This window comes from Mesoflavibacter sp. SCSIO 43206, assembly GCF_019904215.1.
Lineage (GTDB): Bacteria > Bacteroidota > Bacteroidia > Flavobacteriales > Flavobacteriaceae > Mesoflavibacter > Mesoflavibacter zeaxanthinifaciens.
Window position 1 is genome coordinate 1,275,833 of sequence record NZ_CP063201.1, and the last position, 24,067, is coordinate 1,299,899.

The window sequence follows — 24,067 nt, forward strand, 5'->3', positions numbered from 1 at the left end:
AGTCGAAACCTAATTTAATATGAAGAAACAGTATTTAAAATATAACAAAGTAAACACAAAAGGCTTTTGGTCTTTAATCTTTTTTCTTTTCTCGTTTTTATCATTTGCGCAAGTCACATCATCCATAGATTCTACTTCTATAAAAATTGGTGAGCAAATCACCTATAAAATTGAAGTGGAAACCGATACAACTAACGCTGTTATTTTTCCTGAAGGACAAACATTTATGCCTTTAGAAATGATAGAATCCTATCAGCCAGACACTACAAAATACGACGCTAAATATAAACTGATTAAAAAGTACGGTTTAACACAGTTTGATTCTGGTAAATATGTTATCCCAAAGCAAAAAATAATCATTGGCGGAAAGACGTTTGCAACAGATAGTATGTTGGTTGAGGTTAACGATATAGTTGTAGATACAACCAAGCAAAAACTATACGATGTTAAACCAATGATAGACGTTAAAAAACCTTCTAGCAATTGGTGGTTATGGTTATTGTTAACTATTGCATTGGTTGCAACAATTGGCTTTTTAGTGTATTGGTTTGTATGGCGAAAAAGACCATTAACCGAAGAAGAAAAAATAGCACAATTACCACCTTACGATCGTGCAAAATTAGCCTTAAAGCAATTAGATGAAACCAAGTATTTAGAACGTGCCGAAATCAAAGAGTACTATTCTGAGCTAACCTTTATCATCAGAAAATATTTAGATGAAAAAGTTTACGACAAAGCATTAGAAAGTACTACAGATCAATTAATAGATCGATTAAATATTTTGCAAGAAGGTAATCAAATAGAGCTAAGCAAAGATGATATAAAAAATATTGAAGCTATTTTAAAACGTGCCGATTTGGTAAAATTTGCAAAATCTGCTCCAGATATCGAGCTTGCTAAATTAGATAGACAAACGGTAGATACAGAAATAGATCAAGTAAAAGACGCTTTACCAGAACCAAGCGAAGAAGAATTACTTAAAAACGAAGAATACCAAAAGCTAAAAGCTAAAAAAGAAAAGCAGAAAAAAATCTGGATTACAGCTGCTATTGCATTTGTACTTTTGATAGGTACCGTTGGTCTTTTTAGTTATAAATATGGTATTAATTACGTTATAGATACGGTAACAGGTAAAGACACTAAGCAATTATTAGAAGGTAATTGGATAACTAGTCAGTATGGTTTTCCGCCAATGACAATTTCTACTCCAGAAGTATTAAAAAGAGAAGATGTTGAGGTAGAACAAAGTATAGCACGACCAATTACAAAAACAGCATTTAGTTACGTTCTAGAAAATCAGTTTTATGTAACCGTTTCTACCACAACAATAGAGGTTAATCCGCAAGCAGAAAACAAACCATCTGCAGAACAAAATATCCAAAAAGCAATAGAAGATAATTTTAAAGCACTAGAAGACAACGGAGCAAGAAACATCTTGCCTGTTAACGATAAGTTTGTTACACCTAATGGTGTTGAAGGCTTAAAAACATCAGGAACATTAGAGTTTCCTGTTGATGAAGCTAAAGAGAAATACGTATCAGGTCAGTTTGAATTATTAAGTTTTGCTAGTGAAAACGTCATGCAACAAGTTATGATATATTATCTAAAAGATGATGTCTATTTAGACCAAGTTGTAGAGCGTGTTTTAGCTTCAGTAGAATTAAAATCTAAAGAAGAATAATGTTACAAGGTATCACTTTTGAAAATAAAATATTTTTCTGGTTGCTGTTAGCATTACCACTAGCTATACTTTGGTATGTGTTAAAACATAAACGTCAAACAGCTGAGCTTAAAATTTCAAGTTTAAAAGGATTTAAAACCAAACAATCTTGGTTGCCAAAATTAAAACATGCATTATTTGCATTACGATTAATTGCATTAGCCTTATTAATTACCGCGTTAGCACGACCACGAACTTCAGAAACTAAAAGCAAAACTAAAACCACACGAGGTATCGATATTGTTATGGCAATAGATGTATCTGCAAGTATGTTGGCTAAAGATTTGCGTCCAAACCGTTTAGAGGCTTTAAAAGATGTAGCGTCAGAATTTATTAAAGGCAGACCAAACGACCGTATAGGATTGGTCGAATATGCTGGAGAAAGTTACACCAAAACACCAATTACTAGCGATAAAGCTATTGTGTTACGCAGCTTAGACGAAATTAAATATAATACCATTATAGAAGGTGGTACAGCAATTGGTATGGGATTAGCCACTTCGGTTAACCGTTTAAAAGATAGTAAAGCCAAAAGCAAAGTCATTATTTTATTAACCGATGGAGTTAATAATTCTGGAGCAATAAACCCAACTATTGCTAGTGAGTTAGCTGTTGAGTTTGGTATTAAAGTCTACACCATTGGATTAGGTACAAATGGTATGGCATTGTCGCCTGTCGCAATATTACCAAACGGAAGATTTCAATACGATCGTGTACAAGTAGAAATTGATGAAGAACTGCTAAAAAGTATAGCAACAGCAACTGGCGGTAAATATTTTAGAGCAACCAACAACCAAAAGTTAGCAGAGATTTACGACGAAATTAATAAACTAGAAAAAACAGAAATAGACGAGATAAAATTCACAACCTATCAAGAACATTTTAGACCATTTGTTATTGCAGCAATGGTATTGTTGTTGCTAGAATATCTAATGAGAATTACTATCTTTAGAAGTTTTGTTTAAAAGAAATTCCGCGAAAGCGAAAAAATAAAAATTTATGTTTCAACTAGAAGAAAAAATATGGTTTTGGGCACTACTTATCATTCCGGTGATAGTTGTTTTCTTTTTGTTGCTACTGCTTTGGAAAAAGCAAACCCAAAAAAAGTTTGCAGACAAAGCACTTTTAAAGCGATTAAGCCCAAATCAGTCGGTATTTAAATCTGTACTAAAAATAATCGTGTTAAGCTTAGCGTTTGCAAGTTTAGCAATAGCATTGGTCAATCCAAAAATTGGAACAAAGTTAGAAACCGTAAAGCGAGAAGGTGTAGATATTGTCTTTGCAATTGACGTGTCAAAAAGTATGTTGGCAGAAGATATTAAACCTAACCGATTAGAAAAATCAAAGCAATTAGTATCTCAAATCATCAATAATTTAGGTAGCGACCGTGTTGGAATTATTGCTTACGCAGGAAAAGCGTTTCCGCAGTTACCAATAACTACAGATTATTCGGCAGCAAAATTGTTCTTACAGAATATGAATACAGACATGCTGTCGTCACAAGGAACAGCTATTAATGAAGCTATTTTACTTGCAAAAACATATTATGATAATGACGAGCAGACTAACCGCGTATTAGTCATTATTTCTGATGGAGAAGATCATAGCGAAGCAGCAGTACAAGTTGCAGAACAAGCCAGTCAAGAAGGTATAAAAATCTTTACAATTGGTGTTGGAGAGACTAAAGGTGGACCAATTCCTTTAAAGCGAAACGGAATCGTTACTGGTTACAAAAAAGACAGTCAAGGAGAAACTGTAATTACTCGTTTAGATGAAACTACTTTAAAAAATATTGCAGCACAAGCCAACGGACAATATATACAAGGAAGAACAACAGATAAGGTGGTAAATCAAATGAAAGACATTTTAAACAAAATGGACAAAACTGAATTTGAAGCCAAACAAATTGCCGATTTTAAAGACCAATTTCAATGGTTTTTAGGTTTAGCAATTTTGCTGTTTTTTATAGATATTTTCCTTTTAGAACGTAAAACAGCTTGGCTAAAAAAATTAAACCTTTTTAATGAGAATTTATAAATCCCTTAACAGCAACAATTAGAGGTCTTTAGTATATTTACCAGTTGTTTTTTGACAAAAGCAGATAGTATTTACAATGAAAAAAACGTTAACCTACATATTATTTTTCTTCACAATTGTGCTTATGGCTCAAGACAAAAACGAAGAAAAAGCATTGCAAAAGCAAACTAACAAAGCATTATCTTATGTTGCAGAAGCTAACGATTATGCTAAAAGTGACGATTTTGTAAATGCAGAAATGGAGTACCGTAAAGCATTATCTACAAAGCCAAGCCAGTCAGTTGGAGCTTATAATTTAGCCTATCAATATTACCAAAAAGGAAGCTTAGACGAAGCACTATACCGTAACCAACAAGCAGCAAAAAATGCAACTGATAAAGTTGAAAAACACAGAGCATTTCATAACATTGGTAACATTTTAATGAAAAAAGAAAAATGTAAAGAAGCGGTAGAAGCTTATAAAAACGCACTACGTAACAATCCAAAAGATGACGAGACGCGCTATAATTTAGGTTTAGCAAAAGATTGTGCCAAAAACCAGCAAGACGACGAGCCTCAAGAGGACGATAAAGACGGAGAAAATAACCGTGATAAAGACGAAAACCAAAACGAGGATCAAAAAGAAAATAACGAAAAACAACAAGAAGACCAAGATCAAAAAGATCAGAAAGATCAAGGCGATCAGGATAAAAAAGATGGTGATCAAGACCAAGATGGTAACCCTAAAGATAATAAAGATCAAGATCAAAAAGAAGGCGATCAAGATAACAAGCAACAACAACCACAACAAGGACAATTATCGCCTCAGCAAATTAAAAATTTGCTAGAAGCTATGAATAATCAAGAACAAAAGGTACAAGAAAAAATAAATGCTCAAAAGGTAAAAGGAGCAAAAGTACAAACCGATAAAGATTGGTAAAAAATTATAAATTTGAAGCTTAATATTCAGAATTAAACCAATTAAAAGTGAAATTAATTAAACACATATTCATTTTATTACTTGCTATTGCACCAATATTTGCTTTAGCGCAAGATGAAGATGCAATAACGTTTCAAGCTAAAGTAAGTAAGAAAAAACTTGGCTTAAACGAACGTCTACGTGTCGATTTTGAGATGAATAAAGATGGGGATAATTTTAAATCTCCAAACTTTGATGGCTTTACCGTAGTAGGTGGACCAAATCAATCTGTTAGTCACTCTTGGTTTAATGGTAAACGTAATTTTTCAAAAACGTATAGTTACTTTTTAGCTCCAAAGCAAATGGGTACATTTACTATAAATCAAGCAACTATAGAGATTGATGGTGTAACTTACAAAACATCACCAATTACAATAAAAGTAACTAAACCAATAGAAGTACCAGAAGATCCTAATGATCCAGATTATATTTTAAAAGAAAGTATTCATTTGGTAACAGAGGTATCAAAAACCAACCCATACTTAAATGAGCCTATTACCGTTGTCTACAAACTTTACGTAGCGCCAAAAGCAGGTATTAGTAACTTTAGAGAGATTGAAAGCCCAAAATTTAACGGATTTTGGAGTCAGAATATCGACATTAAAGGATTAAAAGCACAAGAAGGCACTTACAATGGTGAAGAATATAGATATGTTGTATTAAGAAAAACTGTACTATTTCCTCAAAAAACAGGAAAGTTACAAATAGAGCCGCTTAGTTTAGACTTAACTATAGATGTTCCTACTAACAAAAGAGATCTTTTTGGAAGAAGAATTACAAATCAAGCACATAGAACTATTACAGCAAACCCAAGGTCTATAAATGTCAAAGATTTACCTTTAGAAGGAAGACCAGACAATTTTACTGGAGCTGTTGGAGACTTTGATTTTAATGTGTCAGTATCTAAAACAGATTTAAATGCAACCGAAGCTTTAGATGCAAAAATAGAAGTTTCAGGTAACGGAAACCTTAAACTTTTTGAACTACCAAAATTTAAGGCACCAGGTGCGTTAGAAGTTTATGAGCCAGAACACGAAGAAAATATTAGAACCAACTTATCAGGAATGCAAGGTAAAATTTCTGATAATTATACGATAGTACCTCAGTTTAAAGGTAAATTTCCAATACCACCAGTTACATTTTCGTATTTTGATTTAAAAACAGAAACATACAAAAAATTGTCTTCTGAAGAAATTGTTATTAATGTTTTAGAAGGTCCAGCTTATGCAGATGCCGATAATAATTTACCAACTAATACCTCAGGAAAACAACCAGTAGTTTTAAATGAAAATCAATTTGCATTTATAAAAACTAAGTCTAATTTTTCATCTATAAAAGAAGAAAATTTTTTCAATACAACCGCATTTTGGACAGGATTATTAGCGCCATTATTAGCAATACCTTTAGCGTTAGTATATAGAAGAAAAAGAGAAGAACGTAACGCAGATGTTGTAGGTAATAGGTTAAGAAAGGCAGACCGATTAGCTAAAAAATACTTAAGCGAAGCTAAAAAAGCACTAGGTAATAAAGAAGCATTTTATATAGCATTAGAAAAAGCGTTACATAACTATTTAAAAGGACGTTTAAATATAGAAACAACAGACTTAAGCAAAGAAAAAATTAAAGAATTACTACTAAGCAGAAATGTAGAGCAAAACGTAATTTTAGACTTTGAAACGCTTTTAAAACATTGCGAATTGGCAAGATATACACCAATGACTCAAGTAGCAATGGAGCAAGATTACAATAATGCAGCTACTACAATTAACATTATAGATAAACAACTAAAATAAAGTAGTTAGAAGATGAAAAAATTACTTTACATATTAGTCTTTGCACTTTCAGCAATAAGTTTAGCTCAAAATAATGAATTATTTGATCAAGCAAACGCATTATATCATGAAGGTAAATTTAGTGATGCAGTAAATAAATATGAAGCTATTATAAAAAATGGGCAACATTCTGCAGAGCTATATTACAACTTGGGGAATGCACATTATAAACTTAATAATATTGCACCTAGTATTTATTATTACGAAAAAGCGCTACAGTTAAAACCTAATGACAAAGAGATACTAAATAACATTGCTTACGCAAAAAATATGACTATTGATGATATAGAAGCAGTACCAAAATTAGGATTGTCAAGATTTTTAAATAAAGCAATAAATACATTGTCTTTTGATAATTGGGCAACATTGTCTATCATTTTCGTGGTAGCTTTTGTATTGTTGTTTATTACTTACTTTTTCACATTTAGTACTTCAAAAAAACGATTAGCTTTTGTTTCTGGGTTAGGAAGTTTATTAATAGGTTTGATCTGTTTATCTTTTGCCTTTAAAAAGCAAAACTTAGATAATAATAATAATCCAGCTATAGTTTTTGCAAAAGAAACAGAGGTAAAATCTGAACCCAACTTGGGTAGCACAGAAGCTTTTGTACTTCATGAAGGTACCAAAGTTCAAGTTTTAGATACTATTAATAATTGGAAAAAAATAAAACTTGCAGATGGTAAAACAGGTTGGATAATATCTGGAGACATAAAATTACTAAATACTTTTTAGTATATTTGCCTTTAAAAAATACTAAAAAAGCTATATTTGTTTCTTACCTAATCAGACTATGTCTAAACAATTAATATCTATATTTTTTTCAATTTTATTTTTGGGGCTAATTACTGCACCATCAATTATTATTGCTATAGATGCAGATGTAGATGTTTCTATTTTGTATAATGTTTCTGAAGAGGAAGAAGAAAACAAAAGCATAAACCTAGTAGTTACAGAACAAAAAGAAACTACAGAAAGTATTTATAAAGAAATTGCTTTTCTAAGGTTAGACTATTTGTTTAAATCTTACACAAAACCAGCACTTAATTTAATATCTCCACCTCCAGAAATTTTCATATTATAATTTTGTTTATAAGAGACTGTAAAGTCTTCTATTTTATTAATTTTTAAAGTTACCTTGGTAAAAAGGTAACAATCAAACTTTATAATATGTTTAAATATATTAAAAATGACTTACCTGCAAGTATAGTCGTATTTTTTGTGGCATTACCATTATGTTTAGGTATTGCATTAGCTAGTGGCGCACCTTTATTTTCTGGTTTAATTGCTGGTATAGTTGGTGGTATTGTAGTAGGATCTTTAAGTGGATCTAAAATTGGTGTTAGTGGTCCAGCTGCTGGATTAGCAGCAATTGTATTAACTGCTATTGGTACTTTAGGTGGTTATGAAAACTTCTTAGTCGCAGTTGTTTTAGGAGGTATTATCCAATTAGTTTTTGGATTATTAAGATTAGGTATCATAGGTTACTACTTTCCTTCTTCAGTAATTAAAGGTATGTTAACTGGTATTGGAATAATAATTATTTTAAAACAAATACCGCACTTTTTTGGATACGACCCAGATCCAGAAGGTGATTTTGCATTTTTCCAAGTAGATGGTGAAAATACATTTTCTGAAATTTTAAATTCGATTAATCACATAACACCAGGATCTTTATTAATTGGTGTAATTGGATTAGCTATATTACTATTATGGAGTAATGTGTTATCTAAAAAAGGTAAAATATTTCAATTAATACAAGGTCCATTAGTAGCAGTTGTTGTTGGTATTATCTTTTATGTGTTAACTAAAGATAGTTCAAGTATGGCAATTCAAAGTTCGCATTTAGTTAGTGTACCTGTTCCGGAAGATTTTTCGTCCTTTTTAGGGCAATTTAGTTTTCCTAATTTTTCAGTAATAACTAATCCAGAAATATGGGTTGTAGCCTTTACTATTGCATTAGTTGCAAGTTTAGAAACACTACTTTGTGTAGAGGCAACAGATAAGCTAGATCCTTATAAAAATGTAACACCTACTAATCGCGAGTTATTAGCACAAGGTACTGGAAATATCCTTTCTGGTATGATTGGAGGATTACCTATTACGCAAGTAATTGTTCGTAGTTCGGCAAATATACAATCTGGAGGACGCAGTAAAATGTCGGCAATTATTCATGGTTTCTTTTTATTAATTTCTGTAATATTAATACCTAAGCTATTAAATATGATACCTTTGTCTGTGTTAGCTGCAATCTTATTAATAGTAGGATATAAACTTGCAAAACCAGCTTTATTTAAAACAATGTACGATTTAGGCTGGAAACAATTTTTACCATTTATTGTTACCGTTGCAGGTATTGTATTTACAGATTTACTAAAAGGAATTGGTTTAGGTTTAGCAGTTGGTATTGTAGTAATACTAATAAAAAGTTACCAAAACTCACACTTTTTACATAAAGAAGGAGAAGATGTAGACGATGGTAAAATTAAAATGACACTTGCAGAAGAAGTTACTTTCTTTAACAAAGGAGCAATTTTAAAAGAATTAGATCGCTTGCCAGAAAATTCTTACTTAGAATTAGACGTAAGAAAAACACGCTATTTAGATAATGATATTATAGAGATTTTAGAAGACTTTTCAATTAAAGCAAAAGAACGAAATATCAATATCAAGTTAATTTCAGAAAGAAGAACAATAGAAAACCCAGAAAGTTTTATAGAGTTCTTTAAATTAAAACCTAAAACACAATTAAACTAACAAACAACACAATAGAAGATACTATGAAAGCACATACTAAAGAAACACAAGCTACAATGACTCCAGAAAAGTCATTACAGTTTTTAAAAGAAGGGAATCAAAGATTTCAGCAAAACTTAAAAGCAAATCGTAATTTATTAGAGCAAGTAAATGATACAAGCGAAGGACAATTTCCGTTCGCAACAATATTAAGTTGTATAGATTCTCGTGTATCTGCCGAGCTTGTTTTTGATCAAGGATTAGGAGATATTTTTAGCGTACGTATTGCAGGTAACTTTGTAAACGAAGACATTTTAGGAAGCATGGAGTTTGCTTGCAAATTAGCAGGAACAAAACTAATTGTAGTATTAGGACATACAAGTTGTGGTGCTGTAAAAGGTGCATGTGATCATGCCGAAATGGGTAACCTAACCAAGTTAATCCAGAAAATAACACCAGCTGTAAATGCAGTTTCAGAACCTAAGGATGAGAGTTTAAGAAACTCTAAAAACTTAGAATTTGTAGATGAAGTATCAAAGAAAAACGTAGAACTTACAATAGATCGCATCCATGCAGAAAGTCCAATACTTTCTGAAATGGAAAAAAATGGCGAGATTAAAATTATAGGCGCTATGTACGATATTAATACAGGAGACGTACAGTTTTACGAATAAGATTAACATGAAAAAAAACACATTTGCAGCATTACTAGTTTTAGTAATGCTGCCTTTTTTAGGGATAAGTCAAAATAGCGAATTAGGTAATTGGTTAATCGTTTTTGGTAACAAACAATTAAATAGCAAATGGAATTTACATGCCGAAGTTCAATACCGTAATTACGATGCTATAGGCGATCTAGAGCAACTACTGTTAAGAACAGGAATAGGATATAATCTAACCGAAAATAACAACAACCTACTATTAGGTTACGGTTACATAAAATCTGAAAATTATATAGGTCAAACAGACGATAAAATTAATGTAAACGAACACAGAATTTTTCAGCAGTTTATAACAAAACAGCACCAAAACAGATTAAATATAACACACCGTTATAGGTTTGAACAACGTTTTGTAGAAGACGATTTTAAAATGCGATTAAGATACTTCCTATCTCTAAATTATCCATTAAATCATAAAAATTTAGAAGATAAAACATGGTATTTATCAAGTTATAACGAGCTGTTTATTAATACCAAAAATGATTTGTTTGATCGTAACAGGATATATTTTGGTACAGGATATAAACTAAATAAAGCTATAAAATTTGAGCTAGGTTGGATGAATCAAATATTCAGTTCAGGATCCAGAGATCAAATAAACATGATAGCATTTATTAACTTTTAAATTACAATAAGAAGGTAATGGTACTTAAGCTTGGACGTCGTTAGTCTCTTCTGCAGGATCTATAATATCATTATCTTCTTCTAAAGTTTCATCATCAGATTTAATAATACTAGGAAAAATCATTGGTGCCAAACCCTTAACAGGTTTGTAAAGTAAAGAATCTTCAATATTCTCTTCATCAACAAACGTAATCGTGTTATTCATTTTATCAAAAACAATAAGTAACACACTTAAAATTAATCCAATTTTTAAAGCACCAAAAACAGCACCTAAAAGTTTGTTTAAAATACCTAAAGAGGCAAAATCTGCTAATTTGGTAAGCGCTTTACCAGCCAAACTAATTAGTAAAATAATAACAACAAAAGTTATAGCAAAAGCAGTAATATTAATAGTTTTCTCGTCCCATTCGGTCTTATTCTCTAAAAAGTTAGCTACAAAATAACTAAAATGTATAGCACCGTAAACACCACCAACAAGAGCAATAATAGAAGCTAATTCAACAAAAAGACCTTTAAACAATCCGCGTATTAAACCAAACAAAATTAACGCACCTAAAACAATATCTATAACCGCCATAAAGTTTACAATTTCAACAAATATAAACTAACTTTGCAACTTTAATAAAATTATGTCTAGAGACGAACAATTAAAACAACGCTGGGAAGAGATAGTAACCAAATTGTCTAATCAATTTGCAGACGGAGACACCTTAGATTTAGATGCAATAATCTACTTAATTGGTGTGCAAGAGTTGGGACAATTACATCGCAGATTTAAAAAAGATCACAAATTAGATTTAATGCACATAGCCATATGCAAACTACTAGAACCTTACGGCTATTATGAGTTTGACTTTGTTGATGAAGATGGTTGGCCACACTATAAAATAAAAGAGCAATTACCAACACTAAAAGCAGGAGAACAGTCTATTTTAATGAAAGAAGCCATAGTAAACTACTTTTTAGAAACCAACTATATACAGTAATTATTACAGCGTTACCCTATCGGGTCAGGCTCTCGCAAGTCGCAATCAAAGATGTGCTCCAACAATTGCTCCATCCTTAACGCGTCAATCCGCCAACAAAAAGCTTACACTAAGTAAGGTGTAAACCATAAAAAATAGTAAATTTGCCCTTTATTTTATGATGTCATGATAGATAAGATTAAAGAACTTATAGCCGAAGCAGAAGCGTTTAAAGCGCAAACCAAAGAAGAGGTAGAAGCATACCGTATTAAACTTTTAGGACAAAAAGGATTAGTAAAACAATACTTTGCCGAGTTTAAAAACGTAGCTAACGACCAAAAGAAAGAGTTTGGACAAGCCATAAACAAGTTAAAACAAACGGCGCAAGACAAAGTAAACCAGTTAAAAGAAGAGCTAGATAATAATGCTCCAGAAACAAGCATATCTGGTGATTTATCAAGACCAGGCGAACCATTAATTATTGGTTCTCGTCATCCAATTTCAATAGTAAAAAATCAAATAATAGATATCTTTTCTAATATCGGTTTTAACGTTAGTGAAGGACCAGAAATAGAAGACGATTGGCACAACTTTACAGCCTTAAATCTACCAGAATATCATCCAGCAAGAGATATGCAGGATACGTTTTTTGTGCAAACTAATCCAGATATTTTATTACGTACACATACCAGTTCTGTACAAGTACGCTACATGGAAAATAATCAACCACCAATACGTACAATATCACCAGGTAGAGTATATCGTAACGAAGCTATTTCTGCACGTTCGCATTGTTTTTTTCATCAAGTAGAAGGATTATACATAGATAAAGATGTAAGTTTTGCAGATTTAAAACAAACGCTTCAATATTTTACAACCGAGTTGTTTGGAAAGTCCAAAATTAGATTACGTCCATCATACTTCCCATTTACAGAGCCTAGCGCAGAGATTGATGTATATTGGGGATTAGAAACAGAAACCGATTACAAAATAACCAAAGGAACAGGTTGGTTAGAAATTGGTGGTTGTGGTATGGTAGATCCAAATGTATTATCCAATTGTAAAATAGACCCAGAAGAATACTCTGGTTTTGCATTTGGAGTTGGTATAGACCGTATAGCAATGTTATTACATCAAATAGGAGATATTAGATTATTAAGCGAAAACGATGTACGATTCTTAGAGCAATTCAAATCGGCTTTATAATAAATTAACAACGAATTATAGTTAAAGGCTAATATGTTAAGAAATTTACATATTAGCCTTTTTTATTTAACAACAAATTAACTTCGTTTAGTTCGGTTTGTTCCGAACCTAATGTATTTTTGCGGCATAATTTTTTAGAATAATTTATGACTAAAGATATATGTAGCAAAAAAATGGCACTAGTTGAAAAACTTGGTGTGCATTTAGAAGGTAGAGAAAACCTAGCACCTGTTGCTGCGCGCATTATGGCGTACGTAATTTTAACAGGTAAACGTGGTACTACGTTTGATGAAATGGTTACTGTACTTCAAGCAAGTAAAAGCACTATTTCTACGCATTTAAACCACTTGCAAGATTTAAAGAAATTAGAATACTTTACCAAAACGGGCGACCGTAAAAAGTATTTCATCATTAATAAAGATTCTGTTTTACATCATATTAATGAAATGATTAAAGAATGGGAAGAAGTTGCTACGCTTCACAAAGAAATGAAAGCGTACAAAGAAGCCATTAACGAACATATTACAGATGAAGAGGAAAAGTTCGATTTAACGTTTCATAACGATTATTTACGATTTGTAAAAGATGCTTCAGCTTCAATAGAAAACTTAAAAGAAAACCTAATTAAAAATAAATTCAACCTTTAAAATGATGACAACAAATAAATTAATTTCAATATTAACCATAGCTAGTTTTTTTCTAGTCGTGGTTAGTTGTGGTAATAAAGACAATGCGCAAGCAGCTGCAGCACAACAACAGCAAGCCTTACCATTTCCGGTAACTCAAATTCAAACGCAAACTGTAGAAGGCTATAACGAATATCCTGTAAATATAGAAGGTATTGTAAACAGTGATGTGCGTGCAAAAACTTCAGGATACATTCAAAAAGTATTGGTAGACGAAGGTGCTAGAGTACGCAAAGGTCAACCGCTTTTTAGGTTAGAAACGCAATCGCTAAGTCAAGATGCCGAAGCCGCAAAAGCACAAGTTAACGTGGCTCAAGTTGAGGTTGATAAGTTAAAACCTTTAGTAGAAAAAAATATTATTAGTCCTGTACAATTAGAAACTGCAAAAGCCAATTTAGCACAAGCCCAAGCGGCTTACAGCAGTATTGCTGCCAATATTGGTTATGCAACGGTAAAAAGTCCGGTTGATGGTTACGTAGGTTCAATCAATTTTAGAGAAGGTGCTTTAGTTAGTGCTGCCGATGCAACACCATTAACTACAGTAAGTGATATTAGTCAAGTGTATGCGTTTTTCACTTTAAACGAAGCGCAATACATAGACCATTTAAAACGAATGAAGGGTAAAACCAAAGCAGAACGTATTAAAAATTCGCCAGACGTTAGTTTAGTATTGGCAAATGGCGATATATATGCTGAAAAAGGTCGTATTCAAACCAGTACTGGTCAAATTAGCGAAACAACTGGTACTATAAAAGTGAGAGCTGCTTTTGATAATCCAAATGAGCTATTAACAAACGGAAACAGTGGAAAAATACGTATTCCTTCAACTTACGAAAATGCAGTAGTTGTACCACAATCGTCAACCTTTGAGCAACAAGGTAAAGTAATGATTTACACCTTGGGCGAAAACAATAAAGTAAGCAGTAAAATTATTGAAGTTGAAGCTAAAGTAGACAATCTTTACGTGGTAAAATCGGGTATAGATGCTAGCACAAAAATTGTAGCATCTGGTGTTTCAAAATTACGCGATGGTATGCCAATTGCGCCACAAGAAATTCCGTTTAACGAAGCCACTAAAAAAGTAGCTACTTTATTTAAAAACTAAATTATTCCTTAAACATATTTATTAGTTATGTTAAAAACATTTATTGAAAGACCAGTGCTTTCAACAGTAATCTCTATTATCATAGTTATACTAGGTGTTATCAGTATAACATCCTTACCTATAGAGGAATATCCAGATATTGCGCCGCCAACTATTAAGGTTACGGCTAACTATACAGGTGCTAACGCAGAGACTGTTTTAGAGAGTGTAATTGTACCTATTGAAGAGCAAATTAATGGTGTAGAAGGTATGACGTACATTACATCTACAGCATCAAATAACGGGACTGCAGAAATTACCGTGTATTTCGACCAAACTATGGATGCCGATATTGCTGCGGTAAACGTTCAAAACCGTGTAGCACGTGCAAATCCGTTGTTACCTTCAGAAGTTATTCAAACTGGTATTGTAACGCAAAAGCAAGAAACTAGTGCATTAATGTTTATTGCTATGTATTCTGATAGCGAAGATTATGATGCTACTTTTATTCAGAATTACTTAAAAATAAACGTAATTCCTGCAATGCAGCGTATTAAAGGTGTTGGTGATGTATCTGTATTTTCTCAACAAGATTACGCTATGCGTGTTTGGTTAAAACCTGAAAAATTAGCGGCTTATAATTTAATTCCATCAGATATTACAGCTGCTTTAAACGAGCAGAATTTAGAAGCTGCAGCTGGTTCTTTAGGTGAAAATAATGGTGAATCTTTCTCTTATATTTTAAAGTATAGCGGACGATTTAAAGAAGAAGGACAGTATGCAGACATCGTAATTAAAGCTTTAGGAAATGGCGAATATTTACGATTGAAAGATGTAGCAGATATCGAGTTAGATGCGCAATCCTATTCATCTAACGCTACAAGTTTAGGTCATCCAGCGGTATTTATGGGGATTTTCCAAACCAAAGGATCTAATGCTGCCGAAATTATTGAAAACATAAAAACCACTTTAGACGATGTAGAACAAGGTTTGCCTGAAGGTTTAAACTTCTTTGTGCCTTACGATACAAGTTTATTCCTTAACGCTTCTATAGACAAGGTAATTAGCACAATTTTAGAAGCCTTTTTACTGGTGTTTTTAGTGGTGTTTATCTTCTTGCAAGATTTCCGTTCTACATTAATTCCTGCAATTGCAGTACCGGTTTCTATTATTGGTACTTTCTTTTTCTTGAATGTCTTTGGCTATTCCATAAACCTATTAACACTTTTCGCATTAGTGTTGGCTATTGGTATTGTGGTAGATGATGCTATTGTTGTGGTAGAAGCCGTACACGCCAAAATGGATGAAGGTGAGAAAAAGCCGAAAAGCGCCACTTTAAAGGCTATGAGTGAAATTTCGGGTGCGATTATTTCAATTACGCTGGTAATGGCAGCGGTATTTATTCCAGTAACTTTTGTAACTGGTCCAACAGGTGTATTCTATGAGCAGTTTGGTGTTACTTTAATTATTGCCATTTTAATTTCGGCAGTAAATGCCTTAACGTTAAGTCCGGCATTATGTGCATTGTTATTAAAAGAACATAAAGATGGTGAAGAATTAAAAGGAAAAAATGCACTTCAAAAATTCTACACGTTATTTAACAGAGGATTTGATGCAACGGTAAATAAATACGGTAAGTCATTGCAGTTTTTATATAAAAACAAATTTGTATCAGTAATGTTATTAATCATTGCTGGTGTAGGTATTTATTGGGCTGCAACAACAACACCAACAGGATTTGTGCCAAATGAAGATAGAGGAATTATTTTTGCTAACATAGAATTACCTGCAGGTGCATCATTAGACCGTACTGATGCAGTAACTAAAGAATTATATGCAAAAATTAAAGACCTTGATGGTGTTACAGATGCTAGTTTTGTTAAAGGACGAAGCTTAATTAGTGGTGCTGGTAGTAACTTTGGTATTGGTTTCGTGAAGTTAGATGATTGGTCTGAAAGAGAATCTGAAGCCTTATCTGCACAAGCCATAACCGGAAAATTATTTGGTATTGCGGCTACCATTCCAGAAGCAAAAATTATTTTCTTCTCGCCACCAAGTATTCGTGGTTTTGGTAACTCAGCTGGTTTTGAGGTGAATTTATTAGATAAATTCGGTGGTGAGTTTACCGATTTAGATAAAGCAAATAAAGAGTTTGCAGCAGCCTTAATGAGTCATCCAGAAATTCAGTATGCTCAATCGGCATTCAACACTAATTATCCACAATACGAAATGGAAGTTAATGTGCCTTTAGCAAAAGAAAAAGGTGTGGCTATTAACAGCATTTTCGGGACGCTTCAAGGTTATATCGGTGGAATTTACGCTTCAGATTTTAGCCGATTTGGTAAACAGTATCGTGTATACATTCAATCGTTACCAGAAGACAGAGCAGATGAAAACGACCTAAATAGTATGTACGTAAGAACGAGTTCTGGTGAAATGACGCCAATTACACAGTTTGTAACCTTAAAACGTGTGTATGGTCCGCAATCGGTAACGCGTTTCAACCTATTTAATTCAACAAATATAACAGGTGCAACTAATCCTGGATTTAGTACAGGTGATGCCATTAGAGTGATTGAAGAAGAAGTGGCAAAACTGCCAAGTAATTACACCGTTGCATATTCTGGTTTAACACGAGAAGAGGTAAATGCAGGTAACCAAACTACGTTTATTTTTATCTTAAGTATTCTGTTTGTGTATTTCTTATTAAGTGCGCAGTACGAGAGTTATATTTTACCATTTTCGGTATTATTATCGCTGCCATTTGGTGTATTTGGTGCATATATAAGTACGAAATTCTTCGGATTGGAAAACAATATTTACTTCCAAATTGCACTGATAATGCTAGTTGGTCTGTTGGCTAAAAACGCCATACTTATTGTTGAGTTTGCATTGCAAAGACGTAAACAAGGTGAAGGTATAGTAGATGCAGCTATTCATGGTGCCAAAGCACGTTTACGACCAATTTTAATGACATCATTCGCCTTTATACTTGGGTTAATGCCGTTAGTATTAGCTAAAGGTGTTGGTGCCGAAGGAAACAATTCTATTGGTACAGGTGCAGCTGGTGGTATGTTAATAGGAACCATTTTAGGTGTATTTGTTATCCCAATTTTATTCATCTTTTTCCAATGGTTACAAGAAAAAGTATCGCGTAAACCAGAAGTAGAAACAATTGAAGCTTAAAAAAATGAAATCAACTATAAATAAAAATTTTAGTAAAGGCGCATTAGTTTTAATGCTAGCGCTAACACTGCAAAGTTGTTTTGTGGCTAAGGATTACACACGTCCGGAGTTAGAAGAAACAGAACATTTGTACAGAACCGATAACTTACCACAAGACAGTATATCGTTAGCCGATGTATCGTGGAAGGATATGTTTAAAGACCAATATTTAGCGCAATATATTGAAGAAGGTCTTCAAAACAACTTAGATATTCGTGTGGCTATTCAGCAAATTGCTATCGCTAATGCGTACATGAAACAAGGTAAAGCAGGTTATTTACCAACGTTAACTGGTACAGCCCAAGCAACACATCAAGAACTGTCTGAAAACAGTCAGTTTGGTGGTTTTTTCTCGTCTGTAGATCAGTACGAATTATCAGGAAGCTTATCTTGGGAAGCCGATATTTGGGGTAAAATAAGAAGTAATAAACGTGCAGGTGAAGCTAGTTATTTACAAACAGTAGCAGCGCATAAAGCTGTAAAAACCGAATTAATCTCAGCAATTGCTTCAACTTATTATCAGTTATTAGCGTTAGACGAACAATTAGAAATTACTGAAAGAACCATTGCGACCAGAGACAGTAGTGTTTACACTATTAAGGCGTTAAAAGATGCTGGAAACGTCACACAAGTTGCTGTAGATCAATACATAGCGCAGTTTAATAACGCCAAAGCGTTAAAAGTAGATTTAAAAGCAGCTATTTTTAGAACCGAAAACACGTTGAATTTCTTATTAGGAAGACCAGCAGAACCAATTGAACGAAGCAAGTTAACCGAGCAACAGTTAGATGAAAAGATTACACTTGGCGTGCCAGCAACCTTGTTGAGAAACAGACCAGATGTGATTGCTTCAGAATACAATTTAATCAATGCTTTCGAGCTAACCAATGTGGCAAAAAGTAACTTTTATCCATCGTTAACCTTAACCGCAAGTGGCGGATTTCAAAGTTTAGAATTAGATAAGTTATTTAATGCCAACTCATTGTTTGCAACAGTAATTGGTGGTTTAACACAGCCAATTTTTAATCAGCGTAAAATAAAAACACAACACGAAGTAGCCAAAGCACAGCAAGAACAAGCGTTGTTAAATTTTAAGAAAACCTTGTTAACTGCAGGAAACGAAGTGTCTAACGCACTTTACGTTTACAATGCTGAAACCGAAAAATTTGAATACCGTAAAAATGAAGTTGAAGCCTTAAGACAAGCAGAAGCAAACTCAGAAGAATTATTGCAAAACGGTTTAGCTAATTATCTTGATTTGTTAACCGCAAGAGAAAGTGCGCTTAATGCCGAGTTAAACGTTATTGATAACAAATTACAACAATTACTAAGCGTCGTTACTTTATACGAAGCACTTGGTGGTGGTTGGAAATAAAAAGCTATGATTACCAAAAGCGAATTGCTACAATGTGCAATTGCCAAATTTACAAAGTTTGGTAGTAAACACGTGACTTTAGATGAGTTGGCAAATGAGCTTGGTATATCTAAAAAGACTATATATTCATTTTTTAAGAATAAAGAAGATCTTGTCGTTGCAAGCATTGAAACTTTATTAAATGAATATAAGGAAGATATAAATAGAATCATTTCTGAGAATGAAAACGATCCTATTTTGAGTGTTATATTTATCTATAAAAGAGGGTTTGAATATTTAAAATATTTCAAGCCTTCTTTTCTTTTTGGATTAGAAAAATATTACCCAAAAGCCTTTAAGTTATTTAGTGAATTTACTGAGAATTTAGCAGAAAATACTGCAAGTGTCTTGCTTAAAAAAGCCCAATCACAAGGTGATTTAATTGAAAGTGTAGATGTAGATTTGTTAGTCAAAATTTACTTTTTTAGAGTAGATAATTTATTGTTTAAAGACAATAATTTGTTTGAGATATATTCAGAAGATATGCTTTTAAGGCATATGGTAATTTATAATTTACAAGGTGTGGTAAATACAAGTTATCAAAATAGATTTTTTAATAATTAAAAAGCCTTAGTTAAAAACTAAGGCTTTTTTTACTTTTTTTAATTTATTACAATTAACACTATTGTAATAAGCTGTATACAAATTCTGGATAGCCACGTTCTCCGTTTTCGTTAGTTAGGGCTAAGAATTTTAATTTGTAAAGGTTACCATCTGTATCGTTAACAATATAAAACACATTGTCTTTTAAAGACGGTAAAGTACCTGGTCCACCACCATTTCTCCAGCTACTACCAATGGTTCTTCTATCATTTTCAACAAATAAAGAAGTTTCTACATCGGTTAAAGTAAAATTGTCGTAAGATAATTCTGTGTCTACTTCTGTATCTATCATATAAACAGTAGCATTTTCTAAGGTATTATTAAGAACATAATCTGAATATCCATAAGAGCCATAACCAGGTATCTCGTTTGTGAAAACAGTAAAGTTTAAGTCCCATTCTTCTTTTTTAGGTTCTACATTTACAATACTATTGGTATTAAAACTAAAAAATGTAAAATTGTAATTAGTATCTTTAGATATGGTAATTTCTTGGTGTGTAGTATCGTCAAGATTTGCGTATTGTAGGATGTAGTTATTACCATCTTGTAAGATTCTTACTTTTTTCCATCCTCTAGACTCGCCAGAAATTTCAACGCTTCCTGTACTTGCTGTTGCTGTTCCTACTTCGTCACCTAAGTTTACTAAATACACATAATTATTTGTGTTTGTCGCAGAGATTTCAGCGAAAGCTGTATTTGATAAATCTCCATTAGGCGCATCTATATAAGCCATATTTGCATCATCAAAAGTACCAACAGCTACTTGAGGTTGTAAGTCTTGAACTTCTTGATTATTTGAGTTTACGGTATCAATATCTGTTGAAGATAATTGTCCTGCCGCCATAAATATAGAGCTGTTTATGATGACTTTAAAGTCTGATCCTGTATAAAAACCTAAATCCCAAGAATCACGTTGTACACTAGTCATTGTGTTAGTGCTTAAGTCTACATATACTTGGTTTTGTTGGTTTGGACCACCAACTGTTGGTGCTACATCTGCACCTTCGATAATAACTTGTATTGGTTCTGACGGTAAGTTATTGTCATCATCACTGCTACAATTAGTTAGAGCTAATGCACCTAAACATAGTACTAATGTTAAAAATTTGTTTTTCATTTTGAGTTAGTATTAAAAATTTAAATTATATAATAGTTTGAAATAATATGATCTACCATAGCCTAGTAATAAACTAGAGTTATTTGTGCTATGTATACCAGATGTTGAGGCACCATTTATTGCTACAGTGGTAACATCAAAAATGTTTCTGGCACCAATTGTAAAGTCTACTTTTTTATCAAAAAATGTCTTTTTTATAGAAGCATCCATCCAACTAAATGCATCTGTAGTGTATTTTTTAAATAATGAATTTCCTTGGTCGTCACTACCTTCGGCAATGTAATTTTCTTGTTTACCATTATGCTTTAGCAATATTGTAAATGCAGTATTCCATTTTTTTACTAAATATGATGCGCTTGTGTTTAATTGTAAGGCGTATAGGTAGTCGTTTTTAGCATTTTCTTCATTATTCATAATTCTTGAAATACCTTGATATGTAGCACCTAAATTAAGCGTCCAATTATCTTTTTTTATTGTGTTTTCTGAAGTAATTCCCCAAAGTCTGTATCCGTCTATATTTATATATTGATATTGTAGTGGCGTTGGATTTATGACAGCTAGTTCTATTTTATCTTTTAAATCGATATAACTTAATTTAATGTTATTTGATAGTGATATATCCTTAAACCAAGTTCGTTTTTTTAAGTTTAAAAATGATGAGAAACCACGTTCTGGAGATAGGTTTTGGTTGCCTCTAATATCATGATTAGAGTCTACTAAATAATAGTAAAGTTCTTCAAAATTAGGTGTACGATACGATGATCCTATACTTGCTCTAATTTCATATCCTTTATTAAGTAGATATCTAGCATTTAATGATGCTAATAATTGAGATTTGAACATGGAGTTATATTCGTATCTTAATCCAGGTCTTATGGAAAACTTATCTATTAGTTTTATTTCTGCAGATCCAAATACAGCATAGTTTTCTTGTTTTAAGGTTTGGTCTTGTTGTGTTACATCGCCAGATGCTTGTGTATCAAATCCTTTTATAAAACGTGTTTCGTAACCTAATTGATAATTAATTTTGTCACTTTTTGACAGATTATTTATAGTTCCTTTAGAAAAGAAAACATCACTAGATTGATAAGTTTCGTCGGTTTCGTTAGTTTTCTCTTCAGTTAAGATATAATAGTTAAATTGGTTTAAATCTCTTTTTTGTGTTTGATAGGAAAATGTTGCGTTATAGACTGCACCAGTTTTTAAATGACCATTAATATTTAAATTATTTATTAGTCTATTAGTTTTAAAAATTCTGTCTGTAGCAGATGGATTACTTGTTTGTGATTGTACATCTATATTAGCTCTAACAGAAGCGTCGTAATAATTTAATGTTTCGTTAAAATATTCGAATTTATAAAAAGCATTAAAATTATCTGAGTTGTAGTTTATAGCGGCTTTACCATTAAACTGTGTTTTAGGTAACCAGTCATAACCTCTTAAACCATCATTAAAATAGTGGTTTTTTCCTTTTTTGTTATTAAAAAAACCAGCAAAATCATTTCTATTGGCACTTATTTTTGCATTCCAAGTATCATTTATTCTATGTCCAATACTTAACGCCTGAATGTGTCTACCTTTATCAAACCATTCATACTCGTCACTAACAGTTTCTTCTTGTATAAAGGTTTGAATTTGCCAATCATGATCTAGTTTTTTCTTAGTTATAATATTAATAACTCCAGCAACCGAGTTTGCTCCGTATTCTACACCCATAGCACCTTCTACAATCTCTATACGCTCTACGTCATCTAAGTTTATTTGTGTTAAATCAATGTTGTTACCTAATCCATTATCACTAACGATTTGAACATTATCAAGCATGATATTAAAGTATTGGGCATCTAATCCAAAAAATGAAATTGTAGATTTTCCTGTTTGAGCATTAGGGATAATGTTTAAGTTTAAATTAAAATTTAAGACATCAGCTAAGGTGTTAGCAGCTTGTTTATCAATTTTTTCACGGTCTATAACAATAACGTTATGTACCGATTTTTTGATAGACTGAGGATTGTATTGTCCAGTAACAACAACTTCTTCTAACTGTTCAATTTTTGTAGTATCACTAACTTTTTCTTGAGCAAAAAGAAGTGTAACCGAAAAAAAAGAAAAATAAAGCGTTAAAAGTTTTTTATTTAGAATCATTCTTGATTAAATTTGTCACAAATATAAACGTTATTTTAATTCAGTCTAAATAAGAACAACATTTTTTAATAAAAATTCAAATTCATCAAAAATGAAACATTATCTAGTTATTACTTTATTATTCTTTGTAGCATTTAGCGCTACTGCACAATCTAAAAAAGAACAGGATCAGGCAGCTATAAAAAAAATGTGCGGATGTTACGAAGTCACTTTTAATTTTGCAGAAACCTTTAATTATAGTCAAGATTCTTTATATAAGCCATCTAAAACTAAAATAGATAAAGGTTTAGAATGGGCACAATTGGTAGAAGACACAGATAATAAAATTTCAATACAACATTTACTACAAGTTGGCAGTCCAGAGCAACTATATATAGTAAAACATTGGCGTCAAGATTGGTTGTTCCAAAATAAAGATTTTTACATGTTTGATGGTGATAATAAATGGAATTTTGAAACCAAAACAGAAGATGAGGTAGAAGGACAATGGACGCAAAAAGTATATCAAGTAGATGATAGTCCACGTTACGAAGGTAGTGCGACTTGGGTACATGTAGACGGTAAAAGCTTTTGGGAAAACACAACAACTGCACCATTACCAAGACGTGAGTATACAAAACGTAGCGATTATAATGTAACCTTAAGAGGTAATAGACACGAGATTACAGAATATGGTTGGTTACACGACCAGGATAATGCTAAAATTATTCGTCAAGAAGGCAAAGAAGATATTACTTTAGCCAAAGAAAAAGGCTATAATACATATGTAAAGGTAGAAGATAGTCGTTGTCAAGGTGCTATAAACTGGTGGAAAGAGCATGACAAAAAATGGGCAACCGTTCGTGCAAAATGGAGCGAAGTTTATAACAGAAATAAGGATTTACATCTAGAAGATAAAGTAGATAATAAAGTGTTATTTAAACATTTATTTGATGAAGAATTAACCAACAAAGAGGACATCGATAAAACGATAGAATCTTTTGTAAAAAAATAGAA

21 protein-coding genes are annotated in these 24,067 nt (G+C 32.4%); 18 read left to right on the forward strand and 3 right to left on the reverse strand.

Annotated features, from left to right (window positions below; all coding sequences use genetic code 11):
- Positions 1–19: 19 nt before the first annotated feature.
- The 10 genes from INR78_RS06005 to INR78_RS06050 all read left to right on the forward strand — a co-directional run bounded on the left by INR78_RS06005 (position 20) and on the right by INR78_RS06050 (position 10,627).
- Complete coding sequence (locus tag INR78_RS06005) at positions 20–1,681, forward strand: BatD family protein (protein ID WP_223077888.1); 1,662 nt, start codon at positions 20–22, stop codon at positions 1,679–1,681.
- Positions 1,681–2,685 carry a VWA domain-containing protein gene (locus INR78_RS06010; RefSeq protein ID WP_223077889.1) on the forward strand — a complete coding sequence of 335 codons (1,005 nt, stop codon included), beginning with the start codon at positions 1,681–1,683 and terminating at the stop codon, positions 2,683–2,685. Before INR78_RS06005 ends, INR78_RS06010 begins: the two co-directional genes overlap by 1 nt.
- A 34-nt stretch (positions 2,686–2,719) precedes the next feature.
- A complete protein-coding gene (locus INR78_RS06015; RefSeq protein WP_223077890.1) occupies positions 2,720–3,757 on the forward strand; it encodes a VWA domain-containing protein in 1,038 nt (345 codons plus the stop codon).
- Between the two features lie 76 nt (positions 3,758–3,833).
- Positions 3,834–4,676, forward strand: a complete 843-nt coding sequence (locus tag INR78_RS06020) for a tetratricopeptide repeat protein (RefSeq protein ID WP_223077891.1) — start codon at positions 3,834–3,836, stop codon at positions 4,674–4,676.
- A gap of 47 nt (positions 4,677–4,723) precedes the next feature.
- Positions 4,724–6,508, forward strand: a complete 1,785-nt coding sequence (locus INR78_RS06025; protein WP_223077892.1) for a BatD family protein — start codon at positions 4,724–4,726, stop codon at positions 6,506–6,508.
- Positions 6,509–6,520: 12 nt separating this feature from the next.
- Positions 6,521–7,279 carry a tetratricopeptide repeat protein gene (locus tag INR78_RS06030; RefSeq protein WP_223077893.1) on the forward strand — a complete coding sequence of 253 codons (759 nt, stop codon included), beginning with the start codon at positions 6,521–6,523 and terminating at the stop codon, positions 7,277–7,279.
- Between the two features lie 58 nt (positions 7,280–7,337).
- Positions 7,338–7,628: a hypothetical protein gene (locus INR78_RS06035; RefSeq protein WP_255593133.1), complete on the forward strand. Its 291-nt coding sequence runs from the start codon at positions 7,338–7,340 to the stop codon at positions 7,626–7,628.
- Positions 7,629–7,714: 86 nt separating this feature from the next.
- Positions 7,715–9,301: a SulP family inorganic anion transporter gene (locus INR78_RS06040; protein ID WP_223077894.1), complete on the forward strand. Its 1,587-nt coding sequence runs from the start codon at positions 7,715–7,717 to the stop codon at positions 9,299–9,301.
- Positions 9,302–9,324: 23 nt separating this feature from the next.
- On the forward strand, positions 9,325–9,954 hold the full coding sequence (locus INR78_RS06045; protein ID WP_027879671.1) for a carbonic anhydrase family protein: 630 nt from the start codon (positions 9,325–9,327) through the stop codon (positions 9,952–9,954).
- A 7-nt stretch (positions 9,955–9,961) separates the two neighbouring features.
- Positions 9,962–10,627, forward strand: coding sequence for a DUF2490 domain-containing protein (locus tag INR78_RS06050; RefSeq protein WP_223077895.1), 666 nt, complete (start codon positions 9,962–9,964; stop codon positions 10,625–10,627).
- Between the two features lie 24 nt (positions 10,628–10,651).
- Here the strand turns inward: INR78_RS06050 and INR78_RS06055 are convergent, their stop codons facing one another.
- Entirely contained in the window at positions 10,652–11,203 is a 552-nt protein-coding gene (locus tag INR78_RS06055; protein WP_223077896.1) for a CvpA family protein, read from the reverse strand.
- Positions 11,204–11,255: 52 nt separating this feature from the next.
- On the opposite strand from INR78_RS06055, the gene INR78_RS06060 reads away from it, so the two are divergent.
- The 7 genes from INR78_RS06060 to INR78_RS06090 all read left to right on the forward strand — a co-directional run bounded on the left by INR78_RS06060 (position 11,256) and on the right by INR78_RS06090 (position 19,770).
- Complete coding sequence (locus tag INR78_RS06060) at positions 11,256–11,612, forward strand: hypothetical protein (RefSeq protein ID WP_027879668.1); 357 nt, start codon at positions 11,256–11,258, stop codon at positions 11,610–11,612.
- Between the two features lie 165 nt (positions 11,613–11,777).
- A complete protein-coding gene (gene pheS, locus INR78_RS06065; RefSeq protein ID WP_027879667.1) occupies positions 11,778–12,797 on the forward strand; it encodes a phenylalanine--tRNA ligase subunit alpha in 1,020 nt (339 codons plus the stop codon).
- A 146-nt stretch (positions 12,798–12,943) separates the two neighbouring features.
- Positions 12,944–13,444 (forward strand): GbsR/MarR family transcriptional regulator, encoded by a 501-nt coding sequence (locus tag INR78_RS06070; RefSeq protein WP_223077897.1) that lies wholly within the window; start codon positions 12,944–12,946, stop codon positions 13,442–13,444.
- A gap of 4 nt (positions 13,445–13,448) precedes the next feature.
- The gene (locus INR78_RS06075; RefSeq protein ID WP_223077898.1) at positions 13,449–14,588 is read left to right on the forward strand and encodes an efflux RND transporter periplasmic adaptor subunit; all 1,140 of its coding nucleotides are present in this window, start codon (positions 13,449–13,451) and stop codon (positions 14,586–14,588) included.
- A gap of 27 nt (positions 14,589–14,615) precedes the next feature.
- A complete protein-coding gene (locus INR78_RS06080) occupies positions 14,616–17,753 on the forward strand; it encodes an efflux RND transporter permease subunit (protein ID WP_223077899.1) in 3,138 nt (1,045 codons plus the stop codon).
- A gap of 4 nt (positions 17,754–17,757) precedes the next feature.
- The gene (locus INR78_RS06085; RefSeq protein WP_223077900.1) at positions 17,758–19,167 is read left to right on the forward strand and encodes an efflux transporter outer membrane subunit; all 1,410 of its coding nucleotides are present in this window, start codon (positions 17,758–17,760) and stop codon (positions 19,165–19,167) included.
- A gap of 6 nt (positions 19,168–19,173) precedes the next feature.
- Positions 19,174–19,770, forward strand: coding sequence for a TetR/AcrR family transcriptional regulator (locus tag INR78_RS06090; protein WP_223077901.1), 597 nt, complete (start codon positions 19,174–19,176; stop codon positions 19,768–19,770).
- 58 nt (positions 19,771–19,828) lie between these two features.
- On the opposite strand, the gene INR78_RS06095 is transcribed toward INR78_RS06090, so the two are convergent.
- Together INR78_RS06095 and INR78_RS06100 are read right to left on the reverse strand one after the other, a co-directional pair.
- Positions 19,829–20,926 carry an HmuY family protein gene (locus INR78_RS06095; RefSeq protein ID WP_223077902.1) on the reverse strand — a complete coding sequence of 366 codons (1,098 nt, stop codon included), beginning with the start codon at positions 20,924–20,926 and terminating at the stop codon, positions 19,829–19,831.
- A 12-nt stretch (positions 20,927–20,938) separates the two neighbouring features.
- Positions 20,939–23,071 carry a TonB-dependent siderophore receptor gene (locus tag INR78_RS06100; RefSeq protein WP_223077903.1) on the reverse strand — a complete coding sequence of 711 codons (2,133 nt, stop codon included), beginning with the start codon at positions 23,069–23,071 and terminating at the stop codon, positions 20,939–20,941.
- Between the two features lie 91 nt (positions 23,072–23,162).
- Here INR78_RS06100 and INR78_RS06105 point away from each other — a divergent pair, with 91 nt between their 5' ends.
- Positions 23,163–24,065 (forward strand): DUF6607 family protein, encoded by a 903-nt coding sequence (locus INR78_RS06105; RefSeq protein WP_223077904.1) that lies wholly within the window; start codon positions 23,163–23,165, stop codon positions 24,063–24,065.
- Positions 24,066–24,067 lie beyond the last annotated feature (2 nt).